18 protein-coding genes are annotated in these 15,100 nt (G+C 68.0%); 15 read left to right on the top strand and 3 right to left on the bottom strand.

Going from position 1 to position 15,100, the window contains the following annotated elements:
* The first annotated feature begins 120 nt into the window (after positions 1–120).
* From ACTJI2_RS10745 to ACTJI2_RS10715, 7 genes are all read left to right on the top strand, one after another.
* Positions 121–822: a response regulator transcription factor gene (locus tag ACTJI2_RS10745; RefSeq protein WP_079724910.1), complete on the top strand. Its 702-nt coding sequence runs from the start codon at positions 121–123 to the stop codon at positions 820–822.
* Between the two features lie 37 nt (positions 823–859).
* Positions 860–2,128, top strand: a complete 1,269-nt coding sequence (locus ACTJI2_RS10740) for a sensor histidine kinase (RefSeq protein WP_183638855.1) — start codon at positions 860–862, stop codon at positions 2,126–2,128.
* Positions 2,129–2,271: 143 nt separating this feature from the next.
* Positions 2,272–3,789, top strand: a complete 1,518-nt coding sequence (locus ACTJI2_RS10735) for an efflux RND transporter periplasmic adaptor subunit (protein ID WP_440842076.1) — start codon at positions 2,272–2,274, stop codon at positions 3,787–3,789.
* A 5-nt stretch (positions 3,790–3,794) separates the two neighbouring features.
* Entirely contained in the window at positions 3,795–4,535 is a 741-nt protein-coding gene (locus ACTJI2_RS10730) for an ABC transporter ATP-binding protein (RefSeq protein WP_318287662.1), read from the top strand.
* A complete protein-coding gene (locus ACTJI2_RS10725; protein WP_203322865.1) occupies positions 4,532–5,767 on the top strand; it encodes an ABC transporter permease in 1,236 nt (411 codons plus the stop codon). Before ACTJI2_RS10730 ends, ACTJI2_RS10725 begins: the two co-directional genes overlap by 4 nt.
* Positions 5,768–5,807: 40 nt before the next feature.
* Entirely contained in the window at positions 5,808–6,431 is a 624-nt protein-coding gene (locus tag ACTJI2_RS10720; RefSeq protein WP_318287661.1) for an RNA polymerase sigma factor, read from the top strand.
* Positions 6,432–6,464: 33 nt separating this feature from the next.
* Positions 6,465–6,842 carry a VOC family protein gene (locus ACTJI2_RS10715; protein ID WP_183638846.1) on the top strand — a complete coding sequence of 126 codons (378 nt, stop codon included), beginning with the start codon at positions 6,465–6,467 and terminating at the stop codon, positions 6,840–6,842.
* Between the two features lie 69 nt (positions 6,843–6,911).
* On the opposite strand, the gene ACTJI2_RS10710 is transcribed toward ACTJI2_RS10715, so the two are convergent.
* Positions 6,912–7,385 (bottom strand): VOC family protein, encoded by a 474-nt coding sequence (locus tag ACTJI2_RS10710; protein WP_183638844.1) that lies wholly within the window; start codon positions 7,383–7,385, stop codon positions 6,912–6,914.
* Between the two features lie 106 nt (positions 7,386–7,491).
* Positions 7,492–8,196 (bottom strand): SGNH/GDSL hydrolase family protein, encoded by a 705-nt coding sequence (locus ACTJI2_RS10705; protein ID WP_440842149.1) that lies wholly within the window; start codon positions 8,194–8,196, stop codon positions 7,492–7,494.
* Positions 8,197–8,413: 217 nt separating this feature from the next.
* Between ACTJI2_RS10705 and ACTJI2_RS10700 the strand changes: the two genes are divergently transcribed.
* The 8 genes from ACTJI2_RS10700 to ACTJI2_RS10665 all read left to right on the top strand — a co-directional run bounded on the left by ACTJI2_RS10700 (position 8,414) and on the right by ACTJI2_RS10665 (position 14,102).
* Positions 8,414–8,806, top strand: a complete 393-nt coding sequence (locus ACTJI2_RS10700; RefSeq protein WP_183638840.1) for a diacylglycerol kinase — start codon at positions 8,414–8,416, stop codon at positions 8,804–8,806.
* Positions 8,807–8,827: 21 nt separating this feature from the next.
* Positions 8,828–9,577: a TerC family protein gene (locus ACTJI2_RS10695; RefSeq protein ID WP_192197913.1), complete on the top strand. Its 750-nt coding sequence runs from the start codon at positions 8,828–8,830 to the stop codon at positions 9,575–9,577.
* 166 nt (positions 9,578–9,743) lie between these two features.
* Positions 9,744–10,400 carry a LemA family protein gene (locus ACTJI2_RS10690; protein ID WP_183638837.1) on the top strand — a complete coding sequence of 219 codons (657 nt, stop codon included), beginning with the start codon at positions 9,744–9,746 and terminating at the stop codon, positions 10,398–10,400.
* Between the two features lie 18 nt (positions 10,401–10,418).
* A complete protein-coding gene (locus ACTJI2_RS10685; protein ID WP_183638835.1) occupies positions 10,419–11,315 on the top strand; it encodes a TPM domain-containing protein in 897 nt (298 codons plus the stop codon).
* Entirely contained in the window at positions 11,315–11,803 is a 489-nt protein-coding gene (locus ACTJI2_RS10680) for a TPM domain-containing protein (protein WP_440842074.1), read from the top strand. Before ACTJI2_RS10685 ends, ACTJI2_RS10680 begins: the two co-directional genes overlap by 1 nt.
* A gap of 123 nt (positions 11,804–11,926) precedes the next feature.
* Entirely contained in the window at positions 11,927–12,805 is an 879-nt protein-coding gene (gene lgt / locus ACTJI2_RS10675) for a prolipoprotein diacylglyceryl transferase (protein ID WP_183638831.1), read from the top strand.
* The gene (locus ACTJI2_RS10670; protein WP_183638829.1) at positions 12,802–13,596 is read left to right on the top strand and encodes a thymidylate synthase; all 795 of its coding nucleotides are present in this window, start codon (positions 12,802–12,804) and stop codon (positions 13,594–13,596) included. Before lgt ends, ACTJI2_RS10670 begins: the two co-directional genes overlap by 4 nt.
* Positions 13,593–14,102, top strand: a complete 510-nt coding sequence (locus tag ACTJI2_RS10665; protein WP_183638827.1) for a hypothetical protein — start codon at positions 13,593–13,595, stop codon at positions 14,100–14,102. The genes ACTJI2_RS10670 and ACTJI2_RS10665 overlap by 4 nt, the downstream gene beginning before the upstream one ends.
* Here the strand turns inward: ACTJI2_RS10665 and ACTJI2_RS10660 are convergent.
* Positions 14,099–15,100: a hypothetical protein gene (locus ACTJI2_RS10660; RefSeq protein WP_183638825.1), complete on the bottom strand. Its 1,002-nt coding sequence runs from the start codon at positions 15,098–15,100 to the stop codon at positions 14,099–14,101. The two genes, ACTJI2_RS10665 and ACTJI2_RS10660, sit on opposite strands and share 4 nt — an antisense overlap.

Here is a 15,100-nt window from a genome sequence, read left to right as displayed (position 1 = left end):
GGAGTCGGCGGGAGGACGCGCAAGCCTAGCTTCACTGGCGGCTGAATGGCAGGGTTTCCCTTCACGTGACCTCAACCTGGGGCCGGGTAGCTTCACAAACCTGAAGCACAGGAGCCTCATATGCGCCATTCACAGGAAACCGCGGGACTGGTCCTGGTTGTCGAAGACAACCGCAACATTTCGGAAATGGTCGGCGAGTATCTGGAAGGTCGGGGATTCGAGGTCGATTACGCCTCGGACGGACTGGACGGCTACCGGCTGGCCACCGAGAACAGCTACGACGTGGTCGTGCTGGATCTGATGCTGCCGCGCATGGACGGCATGGAGGTCTGCAAGAAGCTGCGCAATGAAGCGCGCAAGTCCACGCCGGTGTTGATGCTGACCGCCCGAGACACCCTGGACGACAAGCTGACCGGGCTCAGTTCCGGCGCCGACGACTACCTGACCAAGCCTTTCGCCATCCAGGAACTGGAAGCGCGCCTGCGCGCGCTGATCCGGCGCGAGCGCAGGCAGGTCGGCGCCGAAGTACTGAAGGTCGCCGATCTGGTGCTCGACCCGGTGAGCATGCGCGCGACCCGCGGTGGCAACGAGCTGATGCTGTCGCCGATCGGCCTGCGCTTGCTGACCATCCTGATGCGCGAATCGCCGCGGGTGGTCACCCGGCAGGAAATCGAGCGCGAAATCTGGGGCAACGGGTTGCCGGACTCGGACACCCTGCGCAGCCACCTCTACAACCTGCGCAAGGTGATCGACAAGCCGTTCGACAAGCCGCTGCTGCATACCGTCCAGAGCGCCGGCTATCGGATCGCGGACATCGGCTGAGGGCCACGGCATAATCCGGCCGGGGAGGGGAGCCGTCATGCCGCAGGGGTTGCCGCGAAAGCTACGCATTGCCTTCATCCTGCAGGCGGTGATGGTGAGCCTGGCGATCGTGCTGGGCGTCTACCTGATCTCGGCGGTCATCAAGCACAGCCTGATGAACACCGCCCTGCAGGAGGAGGCGACCCATTTCTGGGAGCTGTACGACGCCTCCACCGCGCAGCCACCGCCGAACACGCACAACCTGCGCGGCTACCTGGTGGTCAAGGGCCACTCCAATCTGGTGCTGCCGGACAACCTGCGCGGCCTCAAGCCCGGTTTCCACGAGCTCAAGGACGACGACATGCTGGTGCTGGTGGACGAGCAGCCCGCCGGTCGGCTGTACCTGGTGTTCCTGCGTTCGCAGGCCGAACGGCTGGCGTTCTACTTCGGCACCCTGCCGATCATCCTGACCCTGATCGCCATCTACGTGGTGTCGTGGCTGACCTACCGGGCGTCCAAGCGGCTGGTGTCACCGGTCAGCTGGCTGGCGCGGCAGGTGGCCGAATGGGATCCGCGACGGCCCGACGTCAGCGGGCTGGCGCCGGATCGCCTGCCGGCCGAGGTGCAGGGCGAGGCCCGACAACTCGCGTCGGCGCTGCACGGCCTGGCCCAGCGCGTGGCCTCGCACGTGGCGCGCGAGCGCGACTTCACCCGCGACGCCAGCCATGAGCTGCGCACCCCGCTGACCGTGATCCGGGTCGCCAGCGATATGGCCATGGCCGAGGAGGCCTCGCCGCGGGTGGTGCGTTCACTGCAACGCATCCAGCGCGCCGGCCGCGACATGGAAGCGGTGATCGATGCCTTCCTGATCCTCGCCCGCGAGGCCGAGGTCGAGCCGCAACGCGAGGATTTCGATGTCGCCGACATCGTGCTGGACGAAGCCGAGAATGCGCGCGCGCTGTTGATCGGCAAGCCGGTCGACCTGGAGGTCACCTGCGTGGCCAAGCCCCGCCTGCACGCACCGCCGCGGGTATTCCAGGTGGTGGTCAGCAACCTGCTGCGCAACGCGTGCAGCTACACGGACACCGGCCGTATCGACGTGCTGGTCGAGGCCGACCGGGTGATCGTCAAGGACACCGGCATCGGCATGTCCGCCGAATCGATGGAGCGGGTGTTCGAGCCGTTCTATCGCGCCGATCCATCCCGTCCGCGCGGGAGCGGGCTGGGCCTGTCGATCGTCAGCCGGCTGTGCGACCGGTTTGGCTGGAAGATCGAGTTCGAGAGTGAACTGGGCAAGGGCACGGCCGCGACCATCCGCTTCACCTGAGCATCTCCACCTGAGCATCCACGGGAAGGGAAAAATGAGCGGCAGCCCAACGGGCGCGGCCGCCGTCCATGCGCTGTCAACCGCCGTGCCCGGCGTGCGTTAATGGGCCCATACCTCTCCACCGACATTGCCGACTTGCCCGCATGAGCCAGCCGTCCCGCCGTCGTTCCGCGCTGATTTCCCGTATCGTCCTCGGCATCGCCGTCCTCGCCATCCTCGGCGCGGGCGTCTGGTACTGGAAGGGACGCCAGGCCAAGGCCGAGGAGGGCGCCTACCGCACCGCCCAGGTCGAGCGGGGCAACATCCGGGTGGCGATCTCGGCCACCGGTACCCTGAGCGCCATCTCCACCGTCACCGTCGGCAGCCAGATTTCGGGCCAGGTGACCGACGTGCTGGTGGACTACAACAGCCCGGTGAAGAAGGGTGACGTGCTCGCCCGCATCGACCCCAAGACCTACGAGGCCCAGATCGAACAGGGCACCGCGCAGATCGCCGCCGCGCGCGCTTCGCTGGCGCAGGCCCAGGCGACCCTGCGCAACGCCGAGCTGGACTACCGCCGCAAGGCCGATCTCGGCCAGCAGAAGCTGGTGGCGCAGAGCGACGTGGATCTGGCGCGCGCCGCGCTCGACCAGGCCCGCGCGCAACTCAACTCCGCCCAGGCGCAGATCCGCCAGCAGACCGCCTCCACCCAGACCACCCGGGTCAACCTGGAACGCACGGTAATCCGCTCGCCCGTCGATGGCGTGGTGCTGACCCGCAGCATCGAGCCGGGCCAGACCGTGGCCGCCAGCCTGCAGGCGCCGGAGCTGTTCACCATCGCCGAGGATCTGCGCAAGATGAAGATCGAACTGGCGGTGGACGAGGCTGACATCGGCCAGGTCAAGGTCGGGCAGACCGTGTCCTTCAGCGTCGACGCCTTTCCGGATCGCCAGTTCAAGGGCCTGGTCGAACAGGTGCGCCTGGCCGCCACCACCACCAACAACGTGGTGACCTATCCGGTGGTCGTGACCGTGGACAACGCCGACGAGATCCTGCTGCCGGGCCTGACCGTCAACGCCGAGATCGAGGTCAGCAAGCGCGACAACGTGCTCAAGGTGTCCAACGCGGCGCTGCGCTACAAACCCACCACCGAGGATGAGCAGGCGCAGGGCGCCCCGCAGATGGCGCAGGTTCGTGGCGGTGGCGTCACCGAGGAAATGGAGCGTATCGCCGGCAGCCTGCAACTGAAGCCCGAACAGCGCGCCGCGTTCGACGCGGCGGTGAAGGCGGTACGCGATCGGCAGGCCGCGCGGATGGCCCAGGCCCAGCAGGATGGCGGCAACCGCCTGTTCGCCGGCGGGCCCGGTGGGGGCCCGCGCATGGTGACCAGCGGCGGCAACGGCGGCGCGATGCAGGCGCAGCAGCGCCAGCGCATGGCCGAACGCTTCCAGCAGGACTTCGCCGCGTTCCGCGCCAGCCTGGAGCCCGCACAGCAGCAGCGCTGGGACAACGAACTCAAGGCGCTGCTGTCGGCCAAGCGCGCGCCGCTGTACAAGCTGGTGGCTGGCAAGCCGGAACGGATCATGGTGCGGCTGGGCGCCAGCGACGGCAGCGCGACCGAGGTCGCGGGCAACCTGAAGGCCGGTGATCAGGTCATCGTCGGCGAGCGCGCCAAGGAATGAGTGCCATGAATACGTCCGCCGGCGAGGTGCCGGTGATCCAGACGCGGGCGTTGAGCAAGGTGTACTCGCCCGGCACCGAGGCCGAGGTGGTCGCGCTCAAGGGCGTGGACGTGCGCATCGGCCGGGGCGATTTCGTCGCCATCATGGGACCGTCTGGCTCCGGCAAGTCGACCCTGATGAACCTGATCGGTTGCCTGGACACGCCTTCTTCCGGCACCTACCACTGCGACGGCGTCGACGTGGCGACGCTGGACGCGGAGGAACTGGCGGTGCTGCGCCGGGACAAGATCGGTTTCGTGTTCCAGGGCTTCAACCTGCTGCCGCGGATGAACGCGCTGGAGAACGTCGCGATGCCGCTGGGTTATGCGCAGGTGCCTCCGCACGAGCGCACCGAACGCGCGCGCAAGGCGCTGGCGGCCGTGGGCCTGGCCGAGCGCGGCGGCCATCGGCCCAGCGAACTGTCGGGCGGCCAGCAGCAGCGCGTGGCGATTGCACGCGCGCTGATCAACGAACCACCGATCATCCTGGCCGACGAGCCCACCGGTGCGCTCGACAGCCGCACCGGCGAGGAAATCCTGGCGCTGTTCAAGCGCCTGCGCGACGAAGGCCACACGGTCATCCTGATCACCCACGACGCCGATGTGGCCGCCCACGCCGATCGCATCCTGGTCATGCGCGACGGCGAGTTGCATGAGGAGCCGGGATTCGGGAAACGGGATTCGGGATTGGGGGAAAGCAGCCCATGAACTTCACCGATATTCTGCGCACCGCGATCTTCGCCTTGCGTGGCAACTGGATGCGCAGCGCGCTGACCTCGCTGGGCGTGATCATCGGCATCGCCGCGGTCATTGTGATGGTTTCGGTCGGCCAGGGCACCCAGGCGGAAATCGACAAGCTGGTGTCCGGCCTGGGCTCGCAGCGACTGGACATCAACCCGGGTGCCGGACGCAGTGGTGGCGGCGTGCGCATGAGCGGGAGCAGCTTCTTCACCCTGCGCGAGGGCGACGTCGACGCCATCCGCAACGAAATCCCGGAGGTGCAGTACGTCGCCGGCGCGCTGCGCGGCAGCAGCCAGGTCGTGTATGCCGAGAACAACTGGTCGAGCAGTTGGCAGGGTGTGCAGCCGGACTACTTCGACATCAACAGCTGGACAATCGCCAACGGTGACGGTTTCGATGCGCAGGACTACAGCGGCGCCGGCAAGGTGGTGATCCTGGGCGAGACCGTGCGTCGCGAACTGTTCGGCGAGGAAACCGGCATCGGCCAGACCGTGCGCATCGGCCGGGTGCCATTCACCGTGGTCGGCACGCTGGCGCCGAAGGGGCAGGGTGGTTTCGGCCAGGACCAGGACGACGTGATGATGGTGCCGCTGGAAACCGCGCGCCGCCGGCTGATGGGCTCGATGGGCCTGCCGCCCAGCGCGGTGATGCAGATCGCGCTGACCGTGGCCGACGCCAAGGACCTGGGCTACGTGCAGGGCGAGGTCGAGGCTTTGCTGCGCCAGCGGCACAAGATCGCGCCGGGCGAGGATGACGACTTCAACGTCCGCAACATTTCCGAAATCGTCGCCACGCGCACCGCCACCACCCGCCTGATGTCGCTGCTGCTGGGTGCGGTCGCGACCATCTCGCTGATCGTCGGCGGCATCGGCATCATGAACATCATGCTGGTGTCGGTGACCGAGCGCATCCGCGAGATCGGCCTGCGCATGGCGGTCGGCGCCGGACCGAGCGACGTGCGCAGGCAGTTCCTGGCCGAGGCCATGCTGATCTCGCTGATCGGTGGCGTGCTCGGCATCGCCATCGGCATCGTCGGCGCGCTGCTGGTGGGCAAGTTCAGCGAGCTGCCGGTGGCGTTGAACGGGCAGGTCATCGGCCTGGCCGCGGGCTTCTCGGTGGCCACCGGCCTGTTCTTCGGCTACTACCCGGCACGCAAGGCGTCCCAGCTGGATCCGATCGAGGCGCTGCGCTCGCAGTAGGCCGGCTCCGCCGGCCACGCTTCTGCGGCATCATCGGCGGATGGATCTGGAGACCTATCGCGAATTGCGTTCGCAGGCGCGCCGGCTGGCGCGCTCCGCCGCCGACGCCGAGGATCTGGTGCAGGACACTCTGGCCGCGGCCCTGGCCGCCGGCCGCGCCGATGCACCCTGGCTGGCCGGGACGATGCGCAACCTGGCCGCGATGCAGGCGCGCACTGCGGTGCGCCGCCGTCGCCGCGAGGCGCTGGTCGCGGACGACGACCCGTCCGGGGAAGCGACGGCCGGGATGGAATCCCCGGCGGTTCCCGGATGGCTGCACGCCTGGCCCGCCAGCCTGCGGCGGGTGGCCGTGCTGGCGTTGCATGGCCTGTCGGCCGATGAAATCCGCTGGATCCTGGCGCTGTCGCCCGAGGCGTTCCGCCAGCGGCTCAGCCGCATCCGCAAGGCGCTCGGCGAACTGCCGCCCGCCGCGCGCGCGGAGAGCCTGGCCATGGCCTACGTGCGCGATCCGGCGCGCAGTGTGGATCTCCAGTTCGGTCTGATCCGCCGCGGGCTCCGGGCCGCGCTCGGCGGCGGCGCCGGACTGGCCACCCATGATGTCGACGGCCACCTGCTGGTGATCCGCCGTCCCGGTCACACCTGGCGTCCCGGCGGCAACGGATAGACGGGACCACAAACAACCACAAGGAGGACTCCCATGCTTTCCCAATGCAAGGTCGGCGCCATCGTCTTTTTCGTCAGTGATCTGGCCCGCTCGGTCGCTTTCTACCGCGACACCCTCGGCCTGCCGGTCAACGCGATCGACGGCCATGACGGCCCGTTCGCGCTGGCCGAGGTCGGTGAGCTGACCCTGGTGTTCATCGTCCAGGCGGTCCGCCCCGGCGAATCGCCGGTGGTGGTGTTCAGCCTGGACGGCGGCATCGACGACTACGCCGAGGCGCTGGCCGGGCGCGGCGTGGAGATCGTCGTGCCGGTCAGCGAGTCGCCGGACGGCGGACTGTCGCTGGACTTCGTCGATCCGGATCGTAATGTGCTGAGCCTGCACCAGGATGCAGGCCTGGCGCGCCGGAAATAATCCGGGGCACGAGCCTGTCGATGCGACGCCGCCCGCGGATCCTGCATCCGCGGGCGCGTCGTGCATGCATCAGGTGGATGCCTGCTGTTGCGACCAGGCTTCCATCCGCCGCTGCATTTCTTCCGGCGCGACGTCCTCGACATGGGTCGACAGCGACCACTTGTGTCCGAACGGGTCCACGACCGAACCGATGCGGTCGCCCCAGAATTCCTGCTTGACCGGACGGTCGGCGCGGGCGCCGGCCTTGACCGCGCGCGCATAGGCGGCGTCGGCGTCCTCGACGTAGATCATGAAACTCGAGGTCGCGCCGCCGCGGGTGTTCGGCGACAAGGCGTTCATGTCCGGCCATTCGTCGGACAGCATCAGCACGGTGTCGCCGATGCGGGTTTCGGCATGGCCGATGCGGTCGCCCATCGGCAGCCGGTACATTTCCTCGGCGCCGAAGGCGTCGCGGTAGAAATCCAGCGCCTTGGCGGCGTCGTCGACGATCAGGTAGGAAGTGACGCTGTGGTAGCCCTGCGGCCGGTACGAGGTGGTAGCCATGGAGGGGTCTCCTCTGCGGGAGGCCGACGCTACGCCTGCCGGAGTTATGTCCCCGTCTAGAAAAAGCCGCTGTCCGGAAAACGGGAAGGGGCCGTGCGCCCGAGGCTCAGTTCACGTAGGGAGCCAGCAGCTCGCGCCAGATCGCGTAACCGGCCGGATTCATGTGCAGCCGGTCGGCCAGGAACAGGTCCTCGCGCGGCTTGCCGTCCGCGTCCAGCATCGGCGTGAACACGTCGATGTAAACGAAGTCGTGACGCGTGGATTCGGCCTTGATCAGCGCGTTGGCCTCGCGTTGCGCGTCGAGCAGGTGCGCGCGGGACGGGCTCGGCTTGGTGGAGATGTAGACCAGGCGCGTCTTCGGCAGCTTGCGATGGATGAGTTCGGCGAAAGCGACGAAGTCGTCGTGCAATTGCCGTGGCGTGCGCCCGCTGGCGAGGTCGTTGTCGCCCGCGTACAGCACCACCGTTCCCGGCTTGTAGGGCAGCACGATGTGCGGTGCGTACCAGGTGCTGTCGCGGATTTCCGAGCCGCCAAAACCGCGATTGATGACCGTGGCGTCGGGGAAATCCCGGGCCAGCGATTCCCACATCCGGATCGAGGAACTGCCGACGAACAGCACCGCGTTCTGCGGCGGGGGATGGCTGGCGTCCTCGGCGGCGAACCGCTGCATGTCCTTCTCCCACTCCGCGTTGGAGACCTCGGCAGGGATGGCCGGCGCCCGCTTCGGGCCGGAACCGTCGGACCAGGTGGCGCAAGCGGAGAGCGCCAGCAGGGCCGGCAACAGCAGGCAGGCCAGGCGGTGCGCGGGCAGCGGGAAACGGGACATCGGCGCGGGTCTCCGGGACGGGAAGAGGGGCCAGTGAACCAGCCGGGACCACCAAAGGCAAACCGATACGCGCCGGGAAGGTCTCCCGATATGGCAAGATCGGGGTTCTCACGGACCCTCCGCACTCCATGCCCGCTGCCGCGACGCCCCGCCTTCCGCATTGCCCGCCCGCCCGTATCGCGGGCTGACCGGAGATCCAGGAATGGCGGACGAAATCGGACACATGCCCCGGGGTCCCGGGCGCATCCTCAAGGCGGCGATCTGGTCGATGCAGGGATTGCGCGCGGCCTGGCTGCACGAATCCTCGTTCCGGCTGGAGGTCTACCTGCTGATCGTGCTGGCGCCGCTGGCCTTGTGGCTGGGCGACACCGCGGTGGAGCGGGTGCTGTTGATCGGCAGTTGCCTGCTGGTGCTGGCGGCCGAACTGCTGAACTCGGCGATCGAGGCGGTCATCGAGCGCTACGGGCCCGAGCACCACGAACTGGCCGGACGCGCCAAGGACATGGGTTCGGCGGCGGTGTTCGTGCTGATGATGAACGTATTGCTGTGCTGGGGCCTGATTCTCTGGCCCCGCCTGTCCGAACTTTTCTCCTGATATAGCAAGGTTGCAAATCGAATGAGTCTCGAGTTCCTGGCCGACCCCAACGTCTGGCTGACCCTGGTGACGCTGAGCGCGCTGGAAATCGTGCTGGGCATCGACAATCTGGTGTTCATCTCGATCGCGGTGAGCAAGCTTCCGGCCCACCAGCGCCCGACCGCCCGCCGCTTCGGCATCGCGGTGGCCTGCATCACCCGGATCGCGCTGCTGGTGTCGCTGGCGTTCCTGGCGCGCATGCAGAACGACCTGTTCACCGTCGCCGGCATGGGCATCTCCATCCGCGATCTGGTGCTGATCCTGGGCGGCATCTTCCTGCTGGTGAAGGGCGGCATGGAGATCAAGGAACTGATCACCGGCGGCGAGGACGAGGACCCGTCCACCACCAAGGCTTCGGCGGTGTTTGGCCTGGTCATCGCCCAGATCGCGATCATCGACATCGTGTTCTCGCTGGACTCGGTCATCACCGCGGTCGGCATGGCCCAGCACATTCCGATCATGGTCGCGGCGATCCTGCTGGCGGTGGCGGTGATGCTGCTGGCGGCCAATCCGCTGGGCCGCTTCATCGACGCCAACCCGACCATCAAGATGCTGGCGCTGGCGTTCATCGTGCTGATCGGCGTGGTGCTGATCCTGGATGGCCTGGAAATCCACGTGCCCAAGCCGTACGTGTACTTCGCGATGGGCTTCTCGGTGATGGTCGAGTGGCTGAACCTGATGATGCGCCGCCGCGCCGCGCAGAAGCACATCCCGGGCGCCGGCAACTGGTAAGCCGCCGCTGGCGTTTCCGTCTCCCCGACGCCCGGCTTCCGCCGGGCGTCGGCGTTTGGGGATAGCTGACGGGGCGGCAACGGTGGTGCCGCCGCCGCGCCGGCGCGGTTGCATCCTTCACCGGCGGATGCTGCAATGCCGCCGTCCCTGCCGAAGGAGTGGTGTCATGCGCCTGTTCGTCCGTTCGCTCGCACTGGTCGCCCTGGCGGCCCTGCTGTCCGGTTGTGGCTACAACTCGATCCAGCAGAAGGATGAAGCGGTCAAGGCCGGCTGGTCGGAAGTGCTCAACCAGTACAAGCGCCGCGCCGATCTGATTCCCAACCTGGTCAAGACCGTGCAGGGCTACGCCCAGCAGGAACGGCAGGTGCTGACCGACGTCACCAACGCGCGCGCGCGGGTCGGCCAGATCCAGGTCAACGCCGACGATGCCGCCTCGCTGCAGCAGTTCCAGCAGGCGCAGGGCGAACTGTCCAGCGCGCTGTCGCGCCTGCTGGTGGTCACCGAGAACTACCCGAACCTGAAGTCGGATCAGTCCTTCCGCGATCTGCAGGCGCAACTGGAAGGCACCGAGAACCGCATCACCGTCGCGCGCGGCCGGTATATCCAGACCGTGCAGGACTACAACACCTTCATCCGCTCGTTCCCGCAGGTGATCACCGCCAAGATCTTCGGCTACAAGGAAAAGCCGAACTTCACGGTGGAGAACGAGGCGCAGATCCAGCAGGCACCGCAGGTCGACTTCGGCACGCCGGCGCCGGCGCCGCAGGCGCCGCAGCCGGCCCAGCCGCCGGGTCCGGAGCCCGCGCCCGCGCCGGCCAACTGACCGACCGCGAACGCGCCGATGCTGCGCCGCGCGCTGTCCGGGCTGCTGTTGTGGTGCTGCCTGCTGCTGCCGGCGGCGGCCCAGCAGCTGGCGGCCATTCCCGCCCTGGACTCGCCGGTGGTGGATACCACCGGCACCCTGGATGCCGCGCAGAAGCAGCAGCTGGAGCAGCAGGCACTGGCCCTGCAGCAGCGCAAGGGCAGCCAGCTGCAGGTACTGATCGTGCCGAGCACCGAGCCGGAGAGCATCGAGCAGTACACCCTGCGCGTGTTCGAGCAATGGAAGCTGGGACGCAAGGGCGTGGACGACGGCGTGCTGCTGCTGGTCGCCAAGAACGACCGGCGCGTGCGCATCGAACCCGGCTATGGCCTGGAAGGCGCGATTCCCGACGCCATCGCCAACCGGGTCATCCAGGAATACCTGGTGCCGAAATTCCGTGGCGGCGACTACGGCGGCGGCATCACCGACGCGACCGCGGTGCTGGTCAAGCTCATCGACGGCGAGGCACTGCCGGCGCCGGTCAGCGACCACCGGCCGGAGCGTTCGCGTGGCGGCGACTGGCTGTTCGCGCTGTTCGCCGCCTTCATCATCGCCAGCATCGTGCGTGGCGTGTTCGGGCGTGCACCCGCCGGCATCCGCGGGTTGTTCACCGCCGGTGCCGCCGGCGGCACCGCATTCCTGCTGTCCTCGCTGATTCCCGTGGCCGGCATCGCCGGCGTGTTCGGCCTGATCTACGGCCTGCTGTCGGTTTCCACCGGTGGCCGTTATGCCCGCCATCGCGATTGGGGTGGGTGGGGCGGTGGCGGCGGCTGGGGGGGCGGAGGAGGTTTCGGCGGCGGCGGTGGCTTCGGAGGAGGCGGCTGGGGCGGTGGCGGCGGCATGTCCGGAGGCGGTGGCGCCTCGGGGAGCTGGTGATGCGACTGCTGCGCCATCTATTCCCGCCTTCCGCGCGCCGCTTGTTCCCGGCCGACAGCCTGCAGCGCATCGCCGACGCCATCCACCAGGGCGAACAGCGCCATCGCGGCGAAGTGATGTTCGCGGTGGAGGCGGATCTGCCCCTGCTTGCGGTGGTGCGTGGCATGCCGGCCCGCGCGCGCGCGCTGGAAGCGTTCGCGCGCCTGCGCACCTGGGACACGGAAGCCAACAACGGCGTGCTGATCTACCTGCTGCTGGCCGATCACCGCATCGAGATCGTCGCCGACCGCGGGCTGCGCGGCCGGGTCAGCGACGAGCAATGGCGCGGTGTCTGCCAGCTGATGGAAGAGCGTCTGCGCGCCGGTGAAGCCGAAGCCGCGGTGATCCGCGGCATCACCGCGGTGTCGGACCTGCTGGCGGCGTTCTTTCCGCAGGACGGCAGCCAGCGGGATGAGGACGAACTGCCCAACCAGCCGCACGTCTTCTGAGCCGGCACCGGAACGCGAGTCCGGCCGCAAGCCTTGCCGCCGGCTGTCCCCGGGGCGGGACGGACGGCGCAAGCCAACCCTGCTGGGGCAAAATAGGGCATTCCCTGCCGGTCCCCGAGGCGCATGATCTACCTTCACCAGATTGACCCGATTGCCCTGTCGCTGGGGCCGCTGAAGCTGCATTGGTACGGCCTGATGTACCTGCTGGGTTTCATCGCGGCGTGGTGGCTGGGCCAGCGGCGGGTGCGGGCAGGCCGGTTGCCGGGCGTGGACGCCAACGGATTCTCGGATCTGCTGTTCTACGCGATGATCGGCGTGGTGCTGGGCGGGCGCCTGGGTTACATCCTGTTCTATGGCCTGGAAGGGTTCCTCGCCAATCCGCTGTCCATCTTCAAGGTCTGGGAAGGTGGCATGAGTTTCCACGGTGGCCTGCTCGGCGTGATGACCGCCGCGCTGTGGTGGTCGCGCCGCCAGCGCATGCACTTCTTCGACACCATGGACTTCGTTGCTCCGCTGGTGCCGCTGGGGCTGGGGTTCGGCCGGATCGGCAACTTCATCGGCGCCGAGCTGTGGGGCAAGTACACGAAGGCGGATTGGGGCGTGATCTTCCCGACCGATCCGGCATTGAAGGACTTCAGCGCCGCGCAGTTGCAGGCGCAGTACGCGGCCGGCGCGCTGGATCAGTTCGCGCGCCACCCTTCGCAGCTGTACCAGGCGTTCCTCGAAGGACTGGTGATGTTCGCCGCGCTGTGGTGGTTCTCCCGCCAGCCGCGGCCGCGCTACGCGGTCTCCGGCCTGTTCGCGCTGCTGTATGGCGTGTTCCGCTTCCTGGTCGAATTCGTGCGGGTGCCGGACGAGCAGCTCCAGTACCTGGCCTTCGGCTGGCTGACCATGGGCCAGCTGCTGAGCGTGCCGCTGATCCTGCTGGGTTTGTACCTGCTGTGGCTGTCGCGCCGCTCGCCCGTCCTGCAACCCGTCGTTCCGGCCAAGGAATCCGCATGAAGCCCTATCTCGATCTGTTGCGCCACGTGCTGGAGCAGGGCGCCGAGAAATCCGATCGCACCGGCACCGGCACGCGCAGCGTGTTCGGCTGGCAGATGCGCTTCGATCTCGCCGAGGGCTTCCCGCTGGTCACCACCAAGAAGCTGCACCTGCGTTCGATCATCCATGAGCTGCTGTGGTTCCTGAAAGGCGAGACCAACATCGCCTACCTGAAGGACAACAAGGTCAGCATCTGGGACGAATGGGCCAACGCCGACGGTGAGCTCGGCCCGGTCTACGGCAAGCAATGGCGCCGCTGGGCGACCGCCGATGGCGGCGAGATCGACCAGATCAAATGGGTGGTCGAGGAGATCAAGCGCAACCCGGATTCGCGCCGGCTGATCGTCAGCGCCTGGAACGTCGCCGATCTGCCGAAGATGGCGCTGATGCCGTGCCACACGATGTTCCAGTTCTACGTGGTCGACGGCAAGCTGAGCTGCCAGCTGTACCAGCGCAGCGGCGACATCTTCCTGGGCGTGCCCTTCAACATCGCCAGCTACGCGCTGCTGACCCACATGGTCGCGCAAGCCACCGGGCTGGGCGTGGGCGACTTCGTGCACACGCTGGGCGACGCGCACCTGTATTCCAATCACTACGAGCAGGCGCGCGAGCAGCTGGCACGCGAGCCGCGCAAGTTGCCGACGCTGCGGCTGAATCCGGACGTGACCGATCTGTTTGCCTTCAGCTATGAGGACATCGAAATCCTCGGCTACGACCCGCATCCGGCCATCAAGGCGCCGGTCGCGGTATGAGCGGTGTTGACGAGGCGGCGGAGATCGGTTTCCGCCGCGACGATGCCTACCTGCGCGAGCAGTACCTCAAGTGGTGGTGGTTCCGCAGTGGCTGGCGCCGCTGGATCTGGGGGGCGTCGCTGCTGCTGGGACTCATCGCGCTGGCGATCATTTTCCTCGCGGATTCTCCCGGCCTGCGCCTGCCCGCCGTGGTGATCGCCGCCGCCGGCCTGGCCCAGGGCGTGATGCCGTGGCTGGAATTCCGCCGCTGGAAGCGGACCGCGCTCGGCGGCCTGGACACCATGCCGGACCTGCGCCTGTCGGTGGAGGCGGGCGTGCTGCGGTTCGGTGCCGGACCGAACGTGCGCTACGAGGCTCGCGGCGACGTGGTGCGCGTGGCGGGCGGGCGCTTCATCTACGAGCAAGGGCAATCCGGCCGGCACGCCTACGTGCCGGACCGCTGCTGGAACGAGCCGCGCACGCAGGCGCTGCTGGCGACCTGGCAAGCCGACGCCGCGCCGCGCTAACGAGGCGTGGTGTCGCGGCAACCGGCAATGCAGCGGAAGTACGCGGCGGCGCCAGGATAATCCACAGTCATGATGAAGTGGCGGAACGCATTGCCGCCCAGCGCACCGTCCACCCGCGCGTCCATGAAGCTGGACATGAAGTCGTGGAAGTTGCGGTTCTCGCGGTGGGTGAACCACACCGGCCCCACCTTGTAACCGGCGATGATCACTTCCGGCACCTCGATCATCGCCGAGCCCATGCCGGCCTGCGCGTTATCGATCACCCGCCAGTCCGGATGCGCCTTGCGCCAGGCCTGGAACACGCTGTCGGCGATCATGCTGGTGGCGCGCTCGGAGGGACCGCCGTCGGCGAGTTCGGCCTGCGCGTTCGGCGTCAGCACCGTCATCGCGCCGGTATCCAGCAGCAGAGAATGCGTCTTTCCGTCGATGACGACCTGCAGGCGCGGGAAGTCGGTTACCCGGTTGCCGTGCCCGTCGGTCTTGAAGCCCAGCGCCAGCCGGCGCAGTTCCGGCGAAGGCTTCCAGTCGCCGGCTTCGCGGCGGAAGCGGCGCGCGGGATAGTCCCAGGTCCAGATGCGGCCGGAGAACCACGCCTGCCCCAGGATGCCATCGTCCTGGCTGGTGCCCGGCAACTGCGGGCCGGCGAGCGCGCTCGGCAACACCATCATGCGGCCATCGTCGGCCAGCGGCGGCGGGATGCCGGCTTCCACCGCGAAGGCGGGCAGGCGGGTGACCTTGGCGCGATCGCCGAGTTCGCGGCGCGCTTCCGGATCCTCCAGTGGCGACAGCGGCAGCTTCAACCGCTCGACCGCTTCCTGCTTGAGGAAGAGGCCGCCGCCGGTGTCGGTGTACAGGCGCAGGCGTTCACCGGTGGCTCCCTGCGCTTCCAGGTAGACGCGGTCGGATTCGAAGCGCGCCGGCAGGGACTGGCCGGCGTCGGCGGCCGCGGCCAGCAGCAATCCGCCGGCCAACAGCATCGTTCTGGCTTGCGAGGGCAT

The sequence above is a fragment of the Pseudoxanthomonas sp. 22568 genome, from assembly GCF_052044485.1.
GTDB classification, from domain to species: Bacteria; Pseudomonadota; Gammaproteobacteria; order Xanthomonadales; family Xanthomonadaceae; genus Pseudoxanthomonas_A; species Pseudoxanthomonas_A beigongshangi.
This window is presented reverse-complemented; position numbering and strand designations above follow the sequence as displayed.

Coding starts and splice junctions, on each gene's coding strand:
- ACTJI2_RS10670 (WP_183638829.1), top strand. CDS start 12,802: ATGAAGCCCTATCTCGATCTGTTGCGCCACGTGCTGGAGCAGGGCGCC.
- ACTJI2_RS10745 (WP_079724910.1), top strand. CDS start 121: ATGCGCCATTCACAGGAAACCGCGGGACTGGTCCTGGTTGTCGAAGAC.
- ACTJI2_RS10685 (WP_183638835.1), top strand. CDS start 10,419: ATGCTGCGCCGCGCGCTGTCCGGGCTGCTGTTGTGGTGCTGCCTGCTG.
- ACTJI2_RS10710 (WP_183638844.1), bottom strand. CDS start 7,385: ATGGCTACCACCTCGTACCGGCCGCAGGGCTACCACAGCGTCACTTCC.
- ACTJI2_RS10720 (WP_318287661.1), top strand. CDS start 5,808: ATGGATCTGGAGACCTATCGCGAATTGCGTTCGCAGGCGCGCCGGCTG.
- ACTJI2_RS10715 (WP_183638846.1), top strand. CDS start 6,465: ATGCTTTCCCAATGCAAGGTCGGCGCCATCGTCTTTTTCGTCAGTGAT.
- ACTJI2_RS10735 (WP_440842076.1), top strand. CDS start 2,272: ATGAGCCAGCCGTCCCGCCGTCGTTCCGCGCTGATTTCCCGTATCGTC.
- ACTJI2_RS10690 (WP_183638837.1), top strand. CDS start 9,744: ATGCGCCTGTTCGTCCGTTCGCTCGCACTGGTCGCCCTGGCGGCCCTG.
- ACTJI2_RS10695 (WP_192197913.1), top strand. CDS start 8,828: ATGAGTCTCGAGTTCCTGGCCGACCCCAACGTCTGGCTGACCCTGGTG.
- lgt (WP_183638831.1), top strand. CDS start 11,927: ATGATCTACCTTCACCAGATTGACCCGATTGCCCTGTCGCTGGGGCCG.
- ACTJI2_RS10680 (WP_440842074.1), top strand. CDS start 11,315: ATGCGACTGCTGCGCCATCTATTCCCGCCTTCCGCGCGCCGCTTGTTC.
- ACTJI2_RS10660 (WP_183638825.1), bottom strand. CDS start 15,100: ATGCCCTCGCAAGCCAGAACGATGCTGTTGGCCGGCGGATTGCTGCTG.
- ACTJI2_RS10730 (WP_318287662.1), top strand. CDS start 3,795: ATGAATACGTCCGCCGGCGAGGTGCCGGTGATCCAGACGCGGGCGTTG.
- ACTJI2_RS10740 (WP_183638855.1), top strand. CDS start 860: ATGCCGCAGGGGTTGCCGCGAAAGCTACGCATTGCCTTCATCCTGCAG.
- ACTJI2_RS10665 (WP_183638827.1), top strand. CDS start 13,593: ATGAGCGGTGTTGACGAGGCGGCGGAGATCGGTTTCCGCCGCGACGAT.
- ACTJI2_RS10700 (WP_183638840.1), top strand. CDS start 8,414: ATGGCGGACGAAATCGGACACATGCCCCGGGGTCCCGGGCGCATCCTC.
- ACTJI2_RS10725 (WP_203322865.1), top strand. CDS start 4,532: ATGAACTTCACCGATATTCTGCGCACCGCGATCTTCGCCTTGCGTGGC.